The following is a 20,049-nucleotide window of genomic DNA, read 5'->3' on the forward strand; positions in this document are numbered from 1 at the left end:
CTTCGAGACCGCCATCGTCAGCGGCGGTGTCTCGTTATTTGTGTCGTAACCTTACCAAGCCCCTGCGGCAACGACAATTCCAGTAAGCTCCAATTTTTCCTGCAAGCGCAGATTTACGAACTTCCCGAAAACAACACGATTTCAAAAACGAACGATTAATGTGGATGGACAACCTGTATTTCACGTTTATTTCATGTCCTTCTTATGCGATCTCCGATACTGAGCCGGAGTCATTCCGTACACCTTTTTAAAGACGGAGTAGAAGGTATTCAAGGAGGAAAACCCATAGTTTTGGATGATCGGTTCGATCGGCGAATCGGAAGCCAGTAACTCGCGGCAAATCAAATCCAGCCGTCTTTCCGAAATCGTGTCCGTGATCGATCGGTTCGTTTCGGCTTTGTATAAGCTGCGCAGATAGTTCACGGACAACCCCAACTCATCGGCCAGCATTTTAGAGGAGAGGTTAGGATCGTTAAGCCGTTCTCCGATCAGACGCTCCACCTGCTCGATCAGCACCGCGTTCCTGGACAGGCTGCGAGCAGCCGTGATGTCCTCCAGTGTTTTGTCCAGCAGCTTTTCTATCCAGAGGGCTACGCTTTCAAGCGTCTCTAGCCGAATGATCTGATTTTCGAGCGAGGTCAATCCCCATGAGCTAGGCAACGGCTGATGCAACTGATCCTGCATCAACCGGCGCATATCGTTAAACAAAGCGATCAGCGACATTTTACACTCAAAATAGGGCAACTCCCTCAGCGTTTCTACGGCAAAAGCCACAATCTGCAGTACCGTATCCCGGTTTCCTTTCTGGATCGCTTGCGTCATTTGACGCTCCTTCTCCAGAGGAAGATGAAACAGGAGGCCGGGGGCGCCGGACAATTTGCTCATAAGAATCATCGCGCCGTGGCCAAACCGGAATCTCTCTTGCGTTAATTCGTAGGTTTCCAAATACACCTCGCGCATGTCGGTCAGGCTATGGAGCGTTCTGCCCCAGGCAACGGTCGTTCCGATCGACAAGTACTGTTGCAGCAATTCCTGTGATCCGCGCAGCTTGTCCGCGAAGTCGGGGGACAGTGCTGCTGCAGACAGGACGACGGCGATATGATCGTTCCCCATATCGACCGTTTGCAGCCGGTGATCCGAGGCTTGCAGCGACTCCTGGATAATATTCGCCATCGCGAAGCGGAGCAGCCGGCGGTCTTTCTCCGAATAGATCCCCGTAAATTCCACAAAGCGATCTATCCGAAAAATCGCAATAGACAAATTGGTTTCTGGCAGATCAATCTCCCACTCTTTGAAATGCCTGCGGATTTCAGCAGGGGAGCCGGCCTCGTCGCCTAAAAATTCGCGTAGAAACCGCTCCTTGCCAAGAATCTTGTTATGTCGCCAATGTTCGGTCAATTCATCGATCTGTTCTTTTTGGGCTGTAAAGACACTGGATAAATAATCTAGCTCAGTTCCTGACTTACGATCCTCTAGCCGCTCGGCCCGATACTGGCGCATGACACTGCTGACCAATTCCTGAATGGGAGAGTATACCCGCTTGGAGATCAGGACGATGACGGTCAGCGAAGCAACGAACAGGCCAAGAAACAAGAGCAGACTGATGTTGCGGAGCACGGCAATCCGGCCCAGAATGACCGCCTTCGGAATGCTCTCAATGAAGGTCCAGTCTTGAATGCCTTTAATCGAAGTTGTCGAGTAAACCATAAGCTGCTCTTCCTGATCATGGGGCTTAAACAACTCCCAGCCGGATTTTCTTAATCCCCCCTGATGGCTAAGCTCCACAATTTGCTCGCCGCTAAGGCGGGCCGTGCTGAACACCTCTTCATTCCGGTCATTCAACACCGTCACTTGCCGGTTGGGATAGTTCGAATTGTTCTGAAGCAAGTTCATTAATTTATCGGTATCTATGTTCATGACGAAGGCGGAAATGGAACTGCCCTTTTCGTACAGTCTGACGATGGTGATCACCTTTTTGGTGGCCTTACCGCTAAGGGGAAGCGTCAGTGTTCTGGGTAAGGGGACGGCCCCGTCCGCCAGTCTCGAATCGCGTAACCGCTGCAAAATATCCTGGTCGTAAAAAGTGACTGCGTCATTGATACCCAAACGGGAATCGACCACCGTGTCAGTGTAGTCGTTGATCAAGTAGACCGAATCGATCGCGGGGTTGGCGTTTTTGATCTCCCCCAGCCGGCTCCATACGTTATAAGTCTCAAAATCCGTGTAATGATCGGAGAGCGCGTACACTTTCAAGTCGCTATCATTGCTCGAGGCGTAGCTGTAATCCAAGGACCATTCCATGAGTCCGGCTGTACTTCGGGCGCTATTTAGCAGAAGCGATTCGGAATGATCGCCGATTTCCTTCAGCAGCGTTCTTGACGACTGCCAGTACAGCAGCAGGAAGGAGAGGGCCAAGACGAGTACGTTTGCGCCGACAAAATAGAAAATGATTTTCATGTAGGTCGGATGCTTCCTGAATGAAGCGAGGAGTGGAAAACTTAATTTCGACATGCTGGAACCCCCGTCATATCTCTCTCTTAGTTAAAAAGGTAGTACTAAAGCGCAGACTTATTGTAGCATATTGCGACTTTCGGTCAGCAAAATCGTTCCTTTTTGGAAAAGTGATGCTTTTGGGAAAAGGCGAAATCCGCGCTTGCGGGAAGAATCCGAGTTTGCCGGAATTGTCTTCTCGATCGCGGACTTGTTATGGTGACGACATCGGACCGCAGACAACAAAACGCCGGTATCCGATCTTAGACACACAAGGGAGGACTTGAAACCATGCAGTACGATCGGAACAAAGGGAGAGGATCCAAACTAAAACATATCGCTCGAAATCCTTTCCTATACGTGATGGCTGTGCCCGGCCTGTTGTTTTTCCTCGTATTCAGTTATCTTCCCATCTACGGGATCACGATTGCATTTAAGGATTATGACTTCTCCAAAGGGATAACGGGAAGCGAATGGGTCGGCTTCAAAAATTTCGATTATTTCTTTACCTCGGACGATTTCTGGACTGTCCTGCGCAACACCTTAGTGCTGAACGCGCTGTTTATCTTCTTTACGACAGTGGCCGCCGTACTTATCGCGCTGATGTTCAATGAAATTCGTAACAAGTATTTTAAGAGGATCTCGCAATCTCTCATCTTCCTGCCATATTTCATGTCTTGGATCGTGGTTGGGATGATTGTCCAGTCCATGTTCGGCGGTGAAGAGCCAATGCTTAACACTTGGCTGCAAAATCTCGGCATGGAACCCGTCAACTGGATGTTTGAGTCGAAGTTGTGGCCCGCTATTCTTACCGTGATTCGGGTCTGGCAAGGGGCGGGGTATTTATCGATTATTTTCCTGGCGGCGATTACCGGTATTCCGGAGGATTTATATGAGGCGGCCCGCATCGACGGAGCCTCCAAGCTGCAGATTATGCTCCGCATCACGCTGCCGTTGCTGGTGCCAACCATTATGATCATGACGCTGCTCGCCGTAGGCAAGATCTTCAATGGGGATTTTGCGATGATCTACGCCATTATCGGGGACAACTCCCTGTTGTATCCGACAACCGACGTCATCGATACCTTCGTGTTCCGCTCGATGAGACAACTGCACGATTTCGGAATGTCTTCGGCGGTCGGGCTGTTCCAATCGGTGATGGGCCTGATTTTCGTGCTCGTTGCCAACGGGGTGACTCGCAAGGTATCTAAAGAATCCGCATTATTTTAGAGGTTGTTTAACGCACACTTTTTAGGAGGCAAAATGATGAGACAGAGTGTACCGGACCGAATTTTTTCGGTGACTGCCTATACGATCATTCTATTGTTCACCCTATTCTGTCTGTTTCCCTTTCTGCTGATGGTCATCGGTTCTTTCACCGATGAGGGCGAACTGATCGCGCATGGGTATACCTTATTTCCGCAAAAGTTTTCTTTGGCCGCGTACGAAGCGGTGCTTCAGTCAGATGTCTTGTTCAGCGGCTACCAAGTGACGGTTCTGGTCACCGCCGTCGGGGCGCTAAGCGCGCTTTGCATTTCGGCCATGCTGGCCTACTCTTTGGCGAATAAACGGAATGTCCTACGGACGCCTTTCCTGCTCTTCTGCTATCTGCCGATGTTGTTTTCGGGAGGCATCATTCCATTCTATATCGTAGTCAGTCAATGGCTGCATTTGCAAAATACCGTCTGGGTGCTTATTCTTACACTGTTATGCCAGCCTTTTCTCGTATTTCTGCTGGTCAGCTTCTTCCGCACCGTTCCCGAGGAACTGGAGGAAGCTGCCCGGATCGACGGGGCCAACGAAATGAGGATTTTCTTTCAGATCATCCTGCCGATCTCGAAGCCGATTCTGGCTTCCGTCGGCCTGTTCTATGCCTTGAATTATTGGAATGACTGGTTTATGGGACTCATGTTCGTGGATAATGAAAAGTTGTTTCCGCTGCAGTTAATTCTGCGTCGAATGGTATCCAATATGGAGGCCGCGAAAAACCTGATTCCTTCGGGCGCAGCCATCGCGATCACGCCTCCAACTTACGGTGTGCGCATGGCAACGACTGTTCTGACGATCGGCCCCATTATCCTGCTGTACCCGATGCTGCAGAAATACTTTGTGAAAGGCCTCACTGTCGGGGCTGTGAAAGGGTAACCGAAGATTCCGGCATTAACCGGAATCTTCCGGTTAAGCATAGATGATCTATTAATAATGTTGTTCAAAAGTCATCTTTTGATCACGAAGCGGGTCAGGAAGTGGCGTCGACTTCGAATCTTGAATTCAGCCGGGACCTCCGTTGCTCACGTACCCAAAACGTACGCTCCACTACTCAGTCCCTAGCTTTATCCAACCTTCTCGGTGCTAAAAACCTGACTTTTGAACACGCAATTAACAAGGAGGTCAACAAAATGAAATTCAGAAAAATGTTTGGCACAGCCATGGCTACCGTACTGGCTTCAGCGCTTCTGCTGGCCGGTTGCGAAGGCAACGGCGGGAATACGGAGCCGGGCAATGCAAATGCGGGTGCAGGTGCTGCTACCAATGCTCCGAAAGAAATCGTGGAATTGAAGGCCTATCTTCCGGGGGATAAACCGGTTGGTTTCGATGAGGTGTTGCAGGCTGTCAATGACAAATTAAAAACGGACAACGTCGGCGCCTCGCTGAATATCAACTTTCTCCCGTGGTCGGATTACGGCAATACAGTAGCGGTCAAAATGTCCGCCGGCGAGGATTTCGACATGTACCTGGATGCGCCATGGCTGTCCATGAACCAGATGATCGCCAGCAATTCGCTCCAAACGTTGGACGCTATGGTAGAGGAACGGCCTGAGCTGAAGGCATCCATTCCCGACGAGATGTGGGAATACAACAAGTTCGGCGGCAAAATTATGGGTATCCCGCTCGGAACGACACAAGGATCGGTATACGGTCTGCTGATCCGCAAGGACTTGCGCGAAAAATACGGGTTGCCCGAGCTGAAAACGCTCGCCGATCTGGAGAAGTTTTTGTATGCGGTTAAGGAAAACGAAAAGGATATCAAACCGTTTGTCATCAACGGAATTAAAGCGGACAAATTGCCGTTTATCCTAAGCGATTCCGCCAATATGGCACAGGATGAAGTGCTTGAAATCGGCGTCAACATGTTCGCTTATTCCACCAAAGACAAGAAAGTCGTCGGACAATGGGAGAGCCCGATGATCGCGGACGCTTTTGAACGCGTTACCAAGTTCTATAAAGACGGCATCTTGTCCAAAAACATCGCCCAGGAGCAAAATGCCGAAACCTTGTTCAAACAAGGCAAATACGCGGCTACTTATTATGCGGCTGACGGTGTGGAAGGGCTCAAATATGCGGAAATGCTGAAGGACGGAAGCGATAAGCTGGAGGTTTTCGTGCCGAACGGCGATAAGGCTAAACCGTATACCGCCTTCCAACAATGGAATTTCCTTTGCATACCAGCATCTTCCAAGCATGCCGATCTGGCTATGGATGTTGCCAACTGGCTGTCGATCAAGGAAAACCACGATTTAATGGAATACGGTATCCCAGGGAAGGATTGGGAACCCGTCGGAGATACGAGTTATAAGGTGCTTTCGGGTTATGTTTTCCCAGGCTATACGCTGACCTGGCGTCCGACGCTCAACCGCACACCGGATACTATGATGGCGGATGACAAGAAGTGGTTTGATTTCTCCGCCGACCCGGCTAACTTTACCCTCAGCCCTACGGCGGGATTCACCTTTGATGCTGAAAAAGTGAAAACCGAATACGCCAAAATCACGCCGTTCCACGACTCTTTATTCCTGCCTCTCGCCCAAGGCGTATTGCCTGCGGATAAAGGCAAAGCGATGTTAGAGGAGAAAATCATGGGCGTAGGCGGGCAGAAAGTCATCGATGAGATTCAAACGCAAATCGATGCTGTGGTATCCGGCAAATAACACGCTATTATACAGAATGAAATGAAAAGAGGTACTTCATCTATGAATGTTAAACGCTGCGCGCATAATCCCGTGATCCGAACGGAGGAGGTCAAGCCCTCGCGTCCAGATTTTAAAGTCTTGGGAGCATTCAACGCCGGTGTCGCCCAATACGAAGACGAAACGATTCTACTCCTTCGCGTCGCGGAAGCGCCGGTTTCGGTCCGGGTCGGTGAAGTGCTTGTTCCGCGGTTAAACGAAGCGGGTACCGAGGTGATCGTGGAGCGTTATGAGGATACCGATCCGCGTTACGATTTCTCCGATTCACGCTTTGTGGCGATGGACGGACAAGTGGTCATGCTTACGTCTCTTTCCCACCTCCGCGTCGCAAGAAGCAAGGATGGCGTTCACTTCGACATTGATCCGCAGCCTGCCCTGTTCCCGGAGAATGCCTTGGAGGCTTGGGGGATTGAAGATCCTCGAGTAACCCAAATCGGGGATACGTATTACATCACCTACAGTTCCGCATCCGTTCGCGGCGTTGGCGCAGGTCTGGCGGAAACGAAAGACTTCCGCACGTTCAAACGTCACGGGCTGATGTTGGCTCCCGAGAATAAAGACGTCATGCTGTTTCCAGAAAAAATCGGTGGCAAATACTATGCGCTGCACCGTCCGGTTCCGAAATCGTTCGGGGCCCCCGAGATGTGGATTGCCGAATCGCCGAACCTCTTGCATTGGGGCAACCACCGATTTCTAATGGGCCTAAGCGAGAAGGGCTGGGATTCGGCGAGAATGGGCGGCGGCGCGGTTCCGATCCGTACGGAGCGCGGCTGGCTCGCTCTGTACCACGGGGCGGATGCCAACCATCGTTATTGTATGGGGGCAGTGCTGCTTGATCTGGAAGATCCGGGGAAAGTCATCGGGCGATCGATTCGTCCGATTATCGAGCCGGAAGCGGATTATGAGGTGAACGGATTTTTCGGCGGGGTCGTGTTCTCCTGCGGTGCGTTGCTGGTCGGAGATATCGTCCGCATGTACTATGGTGCGGCCGATGAAGTGATGGCGGTCGCGGATATTCCGCTGGACGACATCTTTAGCACGTTATCATAAAATCATAGGGTTAGAAGAAATTCAGCATCAGATGCAACAAAAAGCCCCTTCCATCCGGAAGGGGCTTCGCTCGCTTAATGGGCCATCCCGGCCATCCCGCCGACGATTTCCGGATTGACCATCCCGAAGATCATGGCGATATGGGCCACGATCAGGAATCCGCTGACGAGGATAAAGTGCAACTTTAGCTTCTCGTCCTCGGATCTCTTGCGGCCAATGACGCCAAGTTCTAGCAGCGCCAACGGCAACAGGAAGAACGCCCCGCTCAAGTAGAACCCGACAGCCACGACGTCTACCCAGGTGTGCCACTCGCCGCTAACGGTCAAAGGAATGAACGCCGTAGGGAACAGGTAGAGGAAAATGCCGGTAAAATAAAGCCCCGCCAGGATGCTGCAAATTTTATTGAAGGTGTTGAGGCCGCCCTGCCGCCCCCGATTAAACAAAATGATAAATTCGGTGACGGTGATCGTCTCTGCAAAAATGACGGGGATGGCCATGAATAAAATCAGGTTCCAAGGCTGATTATCCGCTAGCAAAGACATGTAGTGCGTCATGCTCATGTGTCGTTTCCTCCAAGTAGGTTATTTGGTTCACGACCCATTCTACAGAGCAATTGTGTGGAAAGTATGGAGAACCTGTGTGGATTTTATTGCCCGGATTCGTTGAAAAATTTGGGAAGGTCGACTACACTAGCGGTAGTCTCACATACTTTTTCGGACATCTATGCTATTACGGACATAGAATACTCATATACGTGATTTCACTTTATTTCCGGTAAACGGAGAGGTGGGGCAGCGATGGGAGTTTGGATCGTATTGGCAATCGGGTGGATTGCGGGATGGATACTGTTTCGGAGAGTCGTGCTTCCCAGACAGGAAGCGCCGTATTGCGGCGGTGAAAAGGTGTCGGTCATCATCCCGGCGCGGAACGAAGCCGGGAATTTGCCGCAGTTGCTAGGTTCGTTACAGCAGCAAACCTGCCCACCCTATGAGATTATCGTGGTGGACGATTTTTCTGAGGATGAAACCTATGACATTGCCAAGGGTTACGGAGTACACGTGATCCGGAACGAGGCTCTCCCTCCCGGCTGGACGGGGAAGACCTGGGCGGTTTGGAACGGGTATCGGCAATCGACCGGCGATGTGATCGCCTTCTTGGACGCCGATGTCCGCCTGGCCCCCCGAGCGCTAGAGTCATTGCTGCGAGCACGGGCCGAGGCGGGAGGTGTCATTTCTGCGGTGCCTTTTCATGTGACGGAGAAGTTTTACGAACGCCTGGCGTTAATTACTAATGTCCTGGGCGTATTTGCATTTACTTCGCCGTTTGAACGAAACAGCCCGAACAAAGGTCTGTATGGCTCCTGTATCGTAACGACGCGCCGCGATTACGAGGCGATCCAGGGCCATGACAGCATCCATTCGGAGTTGTTGGACGATTTGAATCTCGGCGCCAAATTCCGGGCGGCAGGGATCCCCGTGTCCAATTATCTCGGCGGCGGCCTCGTCTCTTTCCGCATGTACCCGAACGGGATTCGCAGCGAGTTGGAGGGGTTTGGAAAAGGCGCGGTGCTGAGCACCGCCAAGCTACGGCCCGCTACCACGCTGCTGGTTGCCGCGTGGCTGATCGGGCTGATCGCATCCGAAGGCGCGTTATTCCTATGGAATACGTCATGGCTTTATCCAGTGCTGACCGGATATTTGCTGTATGCGGCGCAGCTATATTTCCTGGTGCGTGATGTCGGGAAATTCGGCAAATTCATGCCATTGATTCATGTGTTGTCCACGTTATTCTTCCTGGTGGTGCTCATCTATTCAGCTTATCAGGTGACGTTTCGCGGATCGGTCACCTGGAAAGGCCGGGACGTGCAGGTCGGAAGCAGGGGAGACCGATGATCCTCTGGCTGGCTGTCGCCGAGTTCTTGTGCGGGGCGTTGATGTTCTCTTATTGGCTAGGCAAGTTGGTCCGGAAGGATTTGAAGCATGTGGGGGACGGCAACCCAGGGGCGTTTAATTTATGGCGAGCCGCCGGTTACCGCTGGGGTTTGGCGGGAATTCTGCTGGATTTCTTAAAGGGGTATGTGCCTCTGGCGTTTCTGGTGGAATCGGGAATGCTGGGGCTGGATTATGGGATGACCATCGTCGCCGCCGCGCCGATTCTGGGCCACGCCTTTTCCCCGTTCCTCAAATTCAAGGGAGGTAAGGCGATCGCGGTGACTTTCGGCGTTTGGAGCGCGCTAACCCGATTCGAGGCGGCGCTGGTCTACGCGGTCATTTTGGCGGTGTTGCTCGCGGCTTTTTCCTTCTATAAAAAAGGCAAATATGCGTCACGGGAAGCCGACGGGCTCCAGGTTGTGGCGGGGATGGCGTTATTATCGATCTATCTCTGGGCTGCGGGCTACTCTCTAGCCATTTGGGGCGTATGGCTGGTGAACCTGTTGGTGATGGCTTACGCCAATCGGCAGTCGATTCGGTCCTTCCTAACCGGAAAAGGCGAAAATCTCCCCCGTTCCGGTAACGGAGTCACGTTGTGATCGGTGGTGGATGCGGCCAACTATGGAAATAAAATAGAAAACAAGGTATATATTGGGTGTTAACTAGAAACCCTATAAACAACTTGATACGGAAGGAGCAAAGCTGTATGGATGCTACTCTAGGAGCGGATGAAGTTGTCCGCCGAATCAAAAGGTTGCAGAGTGATGGGGTTTCGCTAAGCAAAAAGCAGGTCAAGCAAAACGATCCGGAGTTAATGCGCAACGCTTTGTTTTATTTTCCCAGCTGGGAACATGCCGTAAAGAACGCCGAAGTTTTATAAGGAATACCCTATAAACCAATTTGGGTTGGCCAAGAGAAGGCCATCGACCCAGATTGGTTATTTTTTTGCTGTTTATTTTCCGGACAAGGGCCGATATGATGGATATGTGGTTTAGTGTAAGCGATTAAATAGATGAGGAAGCCTGGCGATCCGATGAAAAAATACATTCCCTTCACTTACAAAATGTTGATTCCCTACTTGCTGCTTGTGCTGTTGACGGACGCCATCATCGGCTACGTATCGTACACGATGCTGATCCAGTCCCGGACGGAGATGGCCGAGACGAACATCCGTACCGGCATGGAGCAGGCTCGGAACAACATCCGTTACCAGATGGACGAAATCCAGCGGATGTCGGACACTTTATTCAGCGATTTGGCCTTTCAGCGAGCGCTGCAGGCGAAAGGCGAACCCTATGACATTTATCTGGTGATGCTCGACGAGATTGTTCCGGAAATCACCGCTCCACTTAAGTTGTTTGGGAACGATATCCGGCTGATGCTCTATACGCTGAACAGCGAGCTCAACATTGTGTCGGGTGATAACTTGGAAGAGCCGATCAAGGACAGCGATTATTACATCTTGCCGTTTGAGGATATCAAAGACAGCGCTTGGTATAAAGAGTTCAAGGATTCCGAACGAGACAACATTTGGTTACAGATCGACACCGATCAGCGGCTCGGGAATATCTCCCACATCCGCCGGCTGGTTTCGTACAGCGGTAACATGACCGTGATCGGTTACGTTCGCATCACCGCTTCCCTAGATGACTTATTTGGCGACTTCTCTACCTTCCCCGTCGAGCAGGGGATCACCGTGCGATTGATTGACGTTGCGTCGGACAGCGCCCTGCTCTACCAACGGGGCAACGCCGAAGTGGGGGCCCCGCATGATGATTATTTAAGCCTGCACGAACCGATTCCAGGATCAGATTTTGTCATTGAAGCGCTGGTTCCAAAAGCGTACCTGGCCAAAGATGCCGGCAGGCTGCAGCGCGTTATTTTTACCGTATGCGGGATCAGCTTCATCGGCATGGCGTTTATCGGGTATATTGTGGCCCGGTTGTCCGGCCGGAAGATGAAGCGGATTGTTTGGCTCGTCCGCTCGTTTCAGGAAGGCAATTTTCAGAAGCGGATTCGCTTCTCGGGGAATGACGAATTCGTGCATATCGCCGACGCTTTTAACGTCATGGCCGCCAATATCCAGGGGCTGATCAACAGCGTGTACGTGCAGGGAATCCAGAAGAAACAAGCCGAGTTGGAGGCGCTTCAGGCTCAAATCAATCCGCATTTTTTGTATAATACGCTGTCGACGATCAGCAGTCTAGCCAATCTGGGCGAAACGGCTAAAGTGACGGACATGGTTCAGGGCCTATCGCGGTTTTACCGGCTGACCTTGAATCAAGGAAACGTATTTACGCCGCTGGAGAATGAATTGATGCAGGTGGAGACCTATCTGGACATTCAACGGGTGAAATACGCCGGCGCTTTTTCCGTCCACATGGACGTGGATCCGGAGGTTCTCCAGGTGCAGGTGATGAAGCTAATCCTGCAGCCGTTCGTGGAAAATACGTTTAAACACGCCTGGTTTGGCGAATCCATCGCGATCGTCATTACGGGGAAACGGCAAGGCGATAACTTGGAACTGAAAGTGATCGACAATGGTATCGGCATGAAACCGGAAACGGCGCAGCGACTGCTTATCGGTCCGAGCCAATTCGGCGGATACGGGGTGAAGAACGTCAACGAACGGATCAAACTCCGCTACGGCGACAAGTACGGGATCCGCATCGCCAGCATCTACGGCGGCGGGACGACAGTTCAAATCGTTCTTCCGGCGAACCCTGAGGAACTTCCATCCATGGAATAACTTTGGGGAATCGAGCGATTCCAGACAGGAAATCGGTGAATTTGTATCGTTTTTCATTGCAAACCGCTATGTTCAGGGCAAAGAACGACAAGTATGCTCGAGTTAAGGAGCAAAAATACCAGAAGGAATGACGGCCATGAATATCAACGTATTACTTGTCGACGACGAAGCAGTCGACCTCGAGTGGCTGCGCCGCAGGGTACTGAGCAGCGGATTAAACCTGCAGGTCGCCGCAACGGCCAATAACGGCTTTAATGCGCTCAAGGCGATGGAGCGGGAGCGGATCGATTTGATTCTGTCCGATATCCGCATGCCGATCATGTCGGGAATCGAGTTCGCCCGTAAAGCCAAGGAGATTCACCCGGGAGTCAAAATTGTATTTATCAGCGGCCACGAGGATTTTGAATATGCCAAAGAGGCGATAAAGATCAGCGCATCGGGGTATTTGCTAAAACCCGTGGAAGATCAGGAACTCTACAAAATGCTAGGCGAGCTGTGCGACGCGATCGAAGCTGAACGGGATCAAGACCGAACGTTTACGGAGGCGCTTACACTCGTGAATGAGGAATTGCTTCTCCGCTGGTTAAATGAGATTTCTCCGGAGCAGGTGGAGGGCCATATTCGCGGATTTCTGCAGACCCTTATCCAAACCGGCACGGCGGCGGCTCTCGTGGAAATCGACGATCTGGAGTGGAAGACCGGCGATATGCCGGAGGAGGAACGGCGCAAGCAAATACAGAAGGTCATGGCGTTCATCCAGCATTATACCAAGGAAATTAAGCTGGGCACGTTCATCGTCAGCCAACCGACACGGTTCGTCCTGCTCGCTTCCGTTCCGGAAACGGCGTTTCTGGAGCTGTTGGAGGAGTTGATCCGGGCGATTCGGGGAATTTCCCCGTTCTCCGTGACGGTTGGGGTCGGAGGTTTCGCATGGGACGAAGAGGGACTGCGGGCTTCCTATCGACAGGCACAGGCGGCGCTCAGCGCCAAATGGCTGGTCGGCAAGGACCGACTGATCCGCGAAAGCCGGGTGCACCCGGGCGAAAGCCGCTTTGCCGGGGCTAGGACGGACGAGATCCTTGAACGGATGCTGAAGGCGATTTTGCAATATGACCTTGTTACGATCGACGACTGCTTGCTGGAGCTGTTCTACCAGGGTTCCCCGTTGGCCCAGAAGAACGATGTGTACGATTTGATCATCCGGATCACGACTCAACTGCATGCCGATCTGCGCGAAATTAATGAGAATCTGTATGAGCTCTTGAAATGGGATTCGCACCAGCCGGTGCTGCTGTTCCAATTCGAGACAATCCATGATATCACGTCTTGGCTTCGGAAGCGGTTCTTCGAATTGTCCGAGCTGTTGTACGTGAAGAAGCAGAAGCAAAAACGCAAGTTGATCCAGGAGATCATGGTGCACGTCGAAAATAATCTCGAGCAAAAAATGACGTTAAAAGACGTCGCAGCCCATTTCGATTTCACGCCGAACTACCTGGGATACTTATTTAAGGAAGAAACCGGCCGTCATTTCACCGACTACCTGAACGAGCTCAAAACGAAACGCGTTTGCGAGCTGCTGACCGATCCGACGCTGAAAATCTACGAAATCGCCGAGCGGATGGGCTACAAGAACATCATTTACTTTAACCGGCAGTTTAAGCAGGCGACCGGGATGACGCCCGGGGAGTACCGGAAATCAAACAAAATTTAAGGGTTGTTCAACAAACTTCACCGACCTCGCCATCGCCGGTATTTCGCGGAGGCAGGTCTTTTCTATTTTCGGCAAACTTCGTCATCGTGGAATTTGTATTAGTTTTTGTTGTTTCGCTGAATCCCGGTCGAAAGCGCTCTCCACTATACTGAAGAATATAGAGACAACCAAGAGGGGAGTTCGAAACATGAAGCAAAGCGGATTTTGGAACGACGTAAAGAAATATAAAGTTCTGCTGCTCATGCTGACGCCGGCCGTCCTGTTCTTCCTGCTATTTGCCTATGTGCCGATGGCGGGGATCGTCCTGGCATTCAAACAGTACAACTACACGGGCGGGGTGTTCGGAAGCCCGTGGAACGGGCTCGATAACTTCCGGTTTTTCTTCGATTCCGGAGATGCTTGGCGGGTAACTCGCAACACGGCTTTATACAATATCGCCTTTATTGTGGTCAACAATGGGGTTCAAATTTTTGCGGCGATCCTGCTGTTCGAGGTGGCCGGCAAATGGTTCCGCAAAATTACGCAAACGGTGATGTTCTTGCCTTACTTCATCTCCTGGGTTGTCGTTGGCGCGATCGCTTATAACTTGTTTAACTTCGATTACGGTACGATTAATGTCCTGCTGAATGCGATCGGGCTGGAATCGATAGACATTTACAATACGGCCGCTTATTGGCCGGTGATTCTCGTCGTGGTATCGGCATGGAAAACGCTGGGCTACGGAACGATCATGTACCTGGCAGCCATCACGAGCATCGATACCGAGATGTATGAAGCCGCCGAAATCGACGGCGCCAATGTCTTCCAACGGATTCGCAAAATCACGATTCCGAACCTCTATCCGACGGTCATCATTTTAGTGCTGCTGGCGATCGGGAATATTTTCCGCGGGGATTTCGGAATGTTCTATAACATGGTTGGCAACAACGGCTTATTGTTCTCCTCGACCGATGTCATCGACACCTTCGTGTTTCGAATGCTCACGACCTCGAACGAGATCGGGATGTCCGCCGCGGCGGGATTTTACCAGTCCATTCTGGGCTTCGCGACCATTATGCTCGCGAACTATGCCGTACGCAAATACGACAAGGACCGCGCTTTGTTCTAGGTGTGGAAAGCAACCGGATGAGTCATCAACACGATTGAAACGAGTGGAGGTTAACGCTTATGAGCACGATGGTACCAAACTTGCAACCGGCCGCTAAGCCGGAGGCCCGTAAACGCAAATCGATGGACCGACTGCTGCTGCAGATTATCGGATATATTGCACTCACTTTGCTGGCAGTTTTCTGTCTCTTTCCTTTCATCTTGGTCATTTCCTCTTCCCTGACGGAGGAGAGCAAAATCATCGAGAATGGGTTCCAGCTCATCCCAACCGCGTTCTCGCTGGAAGCTTACGGCATCCTGTTCAAGTATCCGCAGGAAATGCTGAAGGCGTACGGCATCACGATTTCCGTCACCCTGCTGGGTACGCTGTTCGGGTTGTTCCTCACCTCGATGACAGCTTATGTGCTGGCACGTAAGGATTTTAAATGGCGCAGCCACTTCTCGTTTTTCTTCTTCTTCACCACGCTGTTCAGTGGCGGGCTCGTGCCGTGGTACCTGCTGATTGTCAATTATCTCGATCTGAAGGATACGCTGATCGTGCTGATTCTGCCGATGCTGATGAACGTTTTCTACATTATCGTGATGAAATCGTTTATGAGCAGCATCCCGGAGGCGATCATCGAGTCGGCCAAAATCGACGGAGCGGGCGATTTCCAGATCTTCCTGCGATTTGTGATTCCGCTGTCAAAACCGGCGCTGGCCACCATCGGGTTGTTTATCGCCTTGGGTTACTGGAATGACTGGTATAACGCGCTTTTGTTTATCTCCAACTCCGACCTGATGCCGCTGCAGTACTACTTGTACCGCTTGCTTGGCAACATGGATGGAATGCGCAAGGCCATGATGGCGGCGGGAGCTGTCGTCTCGTCGGATATCCCGACAGAGAGCCTGAAGATGGCTATGACGATCGTGGCGACTGGCCCGATCATGATTGTGTATCCGTTCATCCAACGTTACTTCGTACAAGGCTTAACGATTGGTGCTGTGAAAGGATGACCTCGGGGTAACCCGGTTATCACATAAAGGAGGCTCAAAAGCATCATCTTTTTATCACGAAGTAGGTCATGAAGCGAATTCGGCATCGAATCTTGAATTCAGCCGGGCCTAAGCAGATGCTTCCGAAGCATGTTTCCTGAAGAAACATTTCAGCTGCTCACGTAGCCTCCAGCTACGCTGCGCTGCTCAGTCCCTAGCTTCATCCAACCTTCTCGGTGCTAAAAACCTGAACCTTTTGAACTCTCATTAAATCAAAGCTTTCATCTATCATAATTTTAGGGGGAACATCGGTCATGAAACTGAAAAAGAAAGCAACGTTTCTAGTGGCTATGGTACTGGCGTTGACGACCTTGCTGTCCGCTTGCGGCGGCGGGAACAACAATGCGGGTAGCGGCAACACCCCGGACGCAGCGGCTCCGAACAACGCGGCGGCCAATACGGCAACAACGGAAGGCACGGTAGACACGTCTCAGGAAGTCACGCTGAAACTGTTGATGGTAGGCAGTAAGCCGGCGGATTATGACGAAGTTTACGGCGAGCTCAACAAGCTGTTGAAAGAGAAAATCAACGCAACCGTCGAAACCGAGTTTCTCGATTGGGCCGACTGGACCCAGAAATATCCGTTGAAATTCGCAGCTAATGAGGATTTTGACATCGCTTACACCGCGAACTGGGCTTTCTATAACGACCAGGTGCTAAAGGGCGGTTTCCTGGAGTTGACGGACGAGATGCTGCAGAAGTACGCTCCTAAGACTTGGGAAGCGATGCCGCAAGCCTCTTGGGATCAATCCAAGGTGAACGGCAAGCAATATATGGTGCCGAACAACAACCAAGAAGTGACCGACAAAGTCGTATTGGTTCGCGAAGACCTGCGCAAGAAGTACAATCTGGATCCGGTCAATAGCCCGGAATCCTACGCCGCTTACTTGAAAGCGATTGGCGCGGGCGAGAAAGGAATCAGCCCGTTTGGTGCGAAGCCAGCCGACGGATGGAAATGGCATGAGCTGGATCAAATTTTGCTGGAGCAGCAAAATGAATGGAACCTGGTAGACTATAACTTCCCGCTGGCTTACAAATTGGACGATGCAACGGGGAAAGTCTTCAACGTATACGATACGCCGGAATTCACTGAACTGATTAAGTATTATAAGGATTTGGCCGATAACAACGGCTGGTCCAAAAACATCGTGAGCAACAAAAACGACGTCTTCCAAGACATCAAAGCAGGCAAAACTTCCTCTTATGCGCAAAACCTGGGGACCATTTCGAGCAACGTCGGCGAAATCCGTCGCGATAAGCCGGAAATGGAAGTAACCGTAGCGGACTTGACGCCGGACAAGAAGAAAATCGGGGCCATTTCCACGCAAAACGGGATGGCAATTCATGCGACTTCCAAAAATGCAGAACGTTCGCTGATGCTCATCGACTTGCTGCAAAACGATAAGGAAATCCACGATCTGACGATGTACGGCATCGCCGGCAAGCACTACGAGCCGATTGGCGATGACAAGTACAGCCCGGGACCAAGCTTCAACAACTACAACCTGTCGGGCTACTCCGTATGGGGCTGGAACTCGCTGCTAAACCGCACGGACTCTTCCTATCCGGAAGAAGGCAATCAAATGTTGGCCGACTGGCAGTCCAAAGTGTACCACTTCCCGCTGGAAACCTTCGTCTTTGACGATTCCAAAGTGAAGAACGAAGTAGCCAACGTAGGGAATGTCATGCTGCGTTACGCAATCCCGCTGGAATACGGCCTGATCAAAGATCTGGAGAAGGGCCAAGCGGATCTGAACAAACAATTGCAAGCGGCGGGTCTGGATAAAATTCAACAAGAACTGCAAAGCCAAATCGACGCATTCCTTGCGGCTCAAAAATAAGCAAGCCAGGGTGAAAGGAGGGGACGCCCGTCCCCTCCTTTTCTTTTATAGTAACGTCGAATATAGATACGAAACGGAGAGGACAATTCCATGAGCACAAAACCGATGAAATTTCCGCCGATTAGCGACAAATTGCCGGTCTTCATGCACGGCGCCGACTACAACCCTGACCAATGGCAACACGATCCGCAGGTGCTGGCGGAGGATATCCGCTTAATGAAGCTAGCCCATTGCAATGTAATGGCCATCGGGATCTTCTCCTGGGCTTCGCTGGAGCCGGAAGAGGGCGTCTATCAGTTTGAGTGGCTGGATCGCGTACTGGACACGTTTGCCGAGAACGGCATATACGCTTGGTTAGCGACGCCAAGCGGTGCCCGCCCAGCCTGGATGTCCGAGAAGTATCCGGAGGTATTGCGCGTCGAGAAGAATCGGGTACGCAACCTCCACGGCATGCGTCATAACCATTGCTTTACGTCCCCCGTATACAGGGAGAAAGTCACGCAAATGAACATCCGCTTAGCGGAGCGTTACTCCAATCATCCGGCGGTGGTTGGTTGGCATGTGTCCAACGAATACGGCGGGGAGTGCCACTGCGACTTCTGCCAAGATGCCTTCCGCGACTGGCTTAAGCGGAAGTACGGCTCGCTGGATGCGCTCAACCGTGCCTGGTGGACGAATTTTTGGAGTCACACGTATACGTCCTGGTCTCAGGTGGAATCCCCAGCGCCACATGGTGAAATGATGGTGCATGGGCAGAACCTCGACTGGCGCCGGTTCGTATCCGACCAGACGATCGATTTCTACAAGCATGAAATTGAACCGTTAAAGCGGATTAGCCCGGACCTGCCTTGCACGGTGAATATGATGGATCTGTTCTACGGGCTGGATTACCGCGAGTTCGCGAAAGTGGTGGACGTCATTTCCTGGGACGCTTACCCGATGTGGCATGAGGCTGATTCCGACGCCGGTGTGGGTTCCTGGTTTGCTTTTAACCATGATTTGTTCCGTTCGCTAAAACAAAAGCCGTTTATGCTGATGGAGAGCACACCGTCTCTTACGAACTGGCAGCCGGTCAGTAAGCTGAAGCGTCCGGGCATGCATAAGCTGTCCTCCCTTCAGGCGGTGGCACACGGTTCCGATACAGTGCAATACTTCCAATGGCGCAAAAGCCGCGGTTCCAGCGAGAAATTCCACGGCGCCGTGATCGACCATGTCGGCCATGAGCATACGCGCGTATTTGAGGATGTTGCATCGCTGGGCCAAACGCTTGCTGGCTTAACGGAGGTGCTGGGTACCACCGTTCCGGCGGAAGCGGCCATCCTGTTCGATTGGGATAACCGTTGGGCGATTAATGATGCGCAGGGACCTCGTAACAAGGGCCTCCATTATGAAGAGACCGTCATGCAGCAATATCGCGCCTTGTGGGAGCTAGGCGTACCGACGGACATCGTCGGTTCGTTTGACGACTTCAGCGGCTATAAGCTGTTGGTCGTACCGATGGCTTATCTGCTGCGAGAAGAAACCGGAGCCAAGATGGAGCAGTTCGTGAAGGACGGCGGAACCTTGTTTGTCACGTATTGGTCGGGCATCGTTGACGAGAACGACCTCTGTCATCTGACCGGATTCCCGGGGCCGCTGCGCAAGACATTAGGCGTATGGGCAGAGGAAATCGATGGGCTGCATGACCATGACCGCAACGCCATGATTCTGGGAGACGGGAATCCGCTGGGCCTCCGCGGTACGTATGAAATCCATGAGCTTTGCGAGCATATCCACGCGGAAGGCGCCAAGGTACTCGGCGTATACCGTGACGATTTCTACGCAGGGGAACCGGTCTTGACGGTTAACGAGCTGGGCCAAGGCAAAGCGTATTATTTGGCTGCCCGTGTTAGCGACCTGGCCTTCTACGAGGCGCTATATGGCAAGCTCGTTTGGGACGCCGGCGTTCGTCGGGCGCTGGATGCCGAGCTGCCGGCTGGGGTTACCGCAACGCTGCGGACGGACGGGGCGCACGAATACGTCTTCGTGCAGAACTTCTCCGGCCGTGCCGCCTGCGTCGAGCTCGATCGCCGAAGCTATACCGATGCCGAAACCGGCCGGGCGGTAGAGGGTGCAATCGAACTGCCGGTCAATGGTATCGCGATCTTGAAGCGCGAGGTTTAAGCCG

General features: G+C 51.9%; 15 protein-coding genes. 13 read left to right on the plus strand and 2 right to left on the minus strand.

Annotated features, from left to right (window positions below; all coding sequences use genetic code 11):
* Nucleotides 1-186: 186 nt before the first annotated feature.
* Nucleotides 187-2,457 carry a helix-turn-helix transcriptional regulator gene (locus tag KJS42_RS18340; protein WP_213623713.1) on the minus strand — a complete coding sequence of 757 codons (2,271 nt, stop codon included), beginning with the start codon at nucleotides 2,455-2,457 and terminating at the stop codon, nucleotides 187-189.
* A 324-nt stretch (nucleotides 2,458-2,781) separates the two neighbouring features.
* Here KJS42_RS18340 and KJS42_RS18345 point away from each other — a divergent pair, with 324 nt between their 5' ends.
* The 4 genes from KJS42_RS18345 to KJS42_RS18360 all read left to right on the plus strand — a co-directional run bounded on the left by KJS42_RS18345 (nucleotide 2,782) and on the right by KJS42_RS18360 (nucleotide 7,508).
* Nucleotides 2,782-3,720 (plus strand): ABC transporter permease, encoded by a 939-nt coding sequence (locus tag KJS42_RS18345; protein ID WP_213623714.1) that lies wholly within the window; start codon nucleotides 2,782-2,784, stop codon nucleotides 3,718-3,720.
* Between the two features lie 36 nt (nucleotides 3,721-3,756).
* Entirely contained in the window at nucleotides 3,757-4,635 is an 879-nt protein-coding gene (locus KJS42_RS18350) for a carbohydrate ABC transporter permease (protein WP_213623715.1), read from the plus strand.
* Between the two features lie 254 nt (nucleotides 4,636-4,889).
* Nucleotides 4,890-6,419 (plus strand): DUF3502 domain-containing protein, encoded by a 1,530-nt coding sequence (locus KJS42_RS18355; protein ID WP_213623716.1) that lies wholly within the window; start codon nucleotides 4,890-4,892, stop codon nucleotides 6,417-6,419.
* A 42-nt stretch (nucleotides 6,420-6,461) separates the two neighbouring features.
* Nucleotides 6,462-7,508, plus strand: a complete 1,047-nt coding sequence (locus KJS42_RS18360) for a glycoside hydrolase family 130 protein (RefSeq protein ID WP_213623717.1) — start codon at nucleotides 6,462-6,464, stop codon at nucleotides 7,506-7,508.
* 74 nt (nucleotides 7,509-7,582) lie between these two features.
* Here the strand turns inward: KJS42_RS18360 and KJS42_RS18365 are convergent, their stop codons facing one another.
* Complete coding sequence (locus tag KJS42_RS18365) at nucleotides 7,583-8,068, minus strand: DUF6803 family protein (RefSeq protein WP_213623718.1); 486 nt, start codon at nucleotides 8,066-8,068, stop codon at nucleotides 7,583-7,585.
* 237 nt (nucleotides 8,069-8,305) lie between these two features.
* Between KJS42_RS18365 and KJS42_RS18370 the strand changes: the two genes are divergently transcribed.
* From KJS42_RS18370 to KJS42_RS18410, 9 genes are all read left to right on the plus strand, one after another.
* Entirely contained in the window at nucleotides 8,306-9,400 is a 1,095-nt protein-coding gene (locus tag KJS42_RS18370) for a glycosyltransferase family 2 protein (RefSeq protein ID WP_213623719.1), read from the plus strand.
* Entirely contained in the window at nucleotides 9,397-10,038 is a 642-nt protein-coding gene (locus KJS42_RS18375; protein ID WP_213623720.1) for a glycerol-3-phosphate acyltransferase, read from the plus strand. The genes KJS42_RS18370 and KJS42_RS18375 overlap by 4 nt, the downstream gene beginning before the upstream one ends.
* A 107-nt stretch (nucleotides 10,039-10,145) precedes the next feature.
* A complete protein-coding gene (locus KJS42_RS18380) occupies nucleotides 10,146-10,319 on the plus strand; it encodes a hypothetical protein (protein ID WP_167521272.1) in 174 nt (57 codons plus the stop codon).
* 153 nt (nucleotides 10,320-10,472) lie between these two features.
* Complete coding sequence (locus tag KJS42_RS18385) at nucleotides 10,473-12,188, plus strand: sensor histidine kinase (protein ID WP_213623721.1); 1,716 nt, start codon at nucleotides 10,473-10,475, stop codon at nucleotides 12,186-12,188.
* Between the two features lie 136 nt (nucleotides 12,189-12,324).
* Complete coding sequence (locus KJS42_RS18390) at nucleotides 12,325-13,899, plus strand: response regulator (protein ID WP_213623722.1); 1,575 nt, start codon at nucleotides 12,325-12,327, stop codon at nucleotides 13,897-13,899.
* Between the two features lie 187 nt (nucleotides 13,900-14,086).
* Nucleotides 14,087-15,007: an ABC transporter permease gene (locus tag KJS42_RS18395; protein WP_155607790.1), complete on the plus strand. Its 921-nt coding sequence runs from the start codon at nucleotides 14,087-14,089 to the stop codon at nucleotides 15,005-15,007.
* Nucleotides 15,008-15,066: 59 nt separating this feature from the next.
* On the plus strand, nucleotides 15,067-16,002 hold the full coding sequence (locus KJS42_RS18400) for a carbohydrate ABC transporter permease (protein WP_483311285.1): 936 nt from the start codon (nucleotides 15,067-15,069) through the stop codon (nucleotides 16,000-16,002).
* Between the two features lie 293 nt (nucleotides 16,003-16,295).
* On the plus strand, nucleotides 16,296-17,882 hold the full coding sequence (locus tag KJS42_RS18405; protein WP_213623723.1) for an ABC transporter substrate-binding protein: 1,587 nt from the start codon (nucleotides 16,296-16,298) through the stop codon (nucleotides 17,880-17,882).
* Nucleotides 17,883-17,972: 90 nt separating this feature from the next.
* Nucleotides 17,973-20,045, plus strand: a complete 2,073-nt coding sequence (locus KJS42_RS18410) for a beta-galactosidase (protein WP_213623724.1) — start codon at nucleotides 17,973-17,975, stop codon at nucleotides 20,043-20,045.
* Nucleotides 20,046-20,049 lie beyond the last annotated feature (4 nt).

This window comes from Paenibacillus sp. J53TS2 (assembly GCF_018403305.1).
GTDB lineage: Bacteria > Bacillota > Bacilli > Paenibacillales > Paenibacillaceae > Fontibacillus > Fontibacillus rhizolycopersici.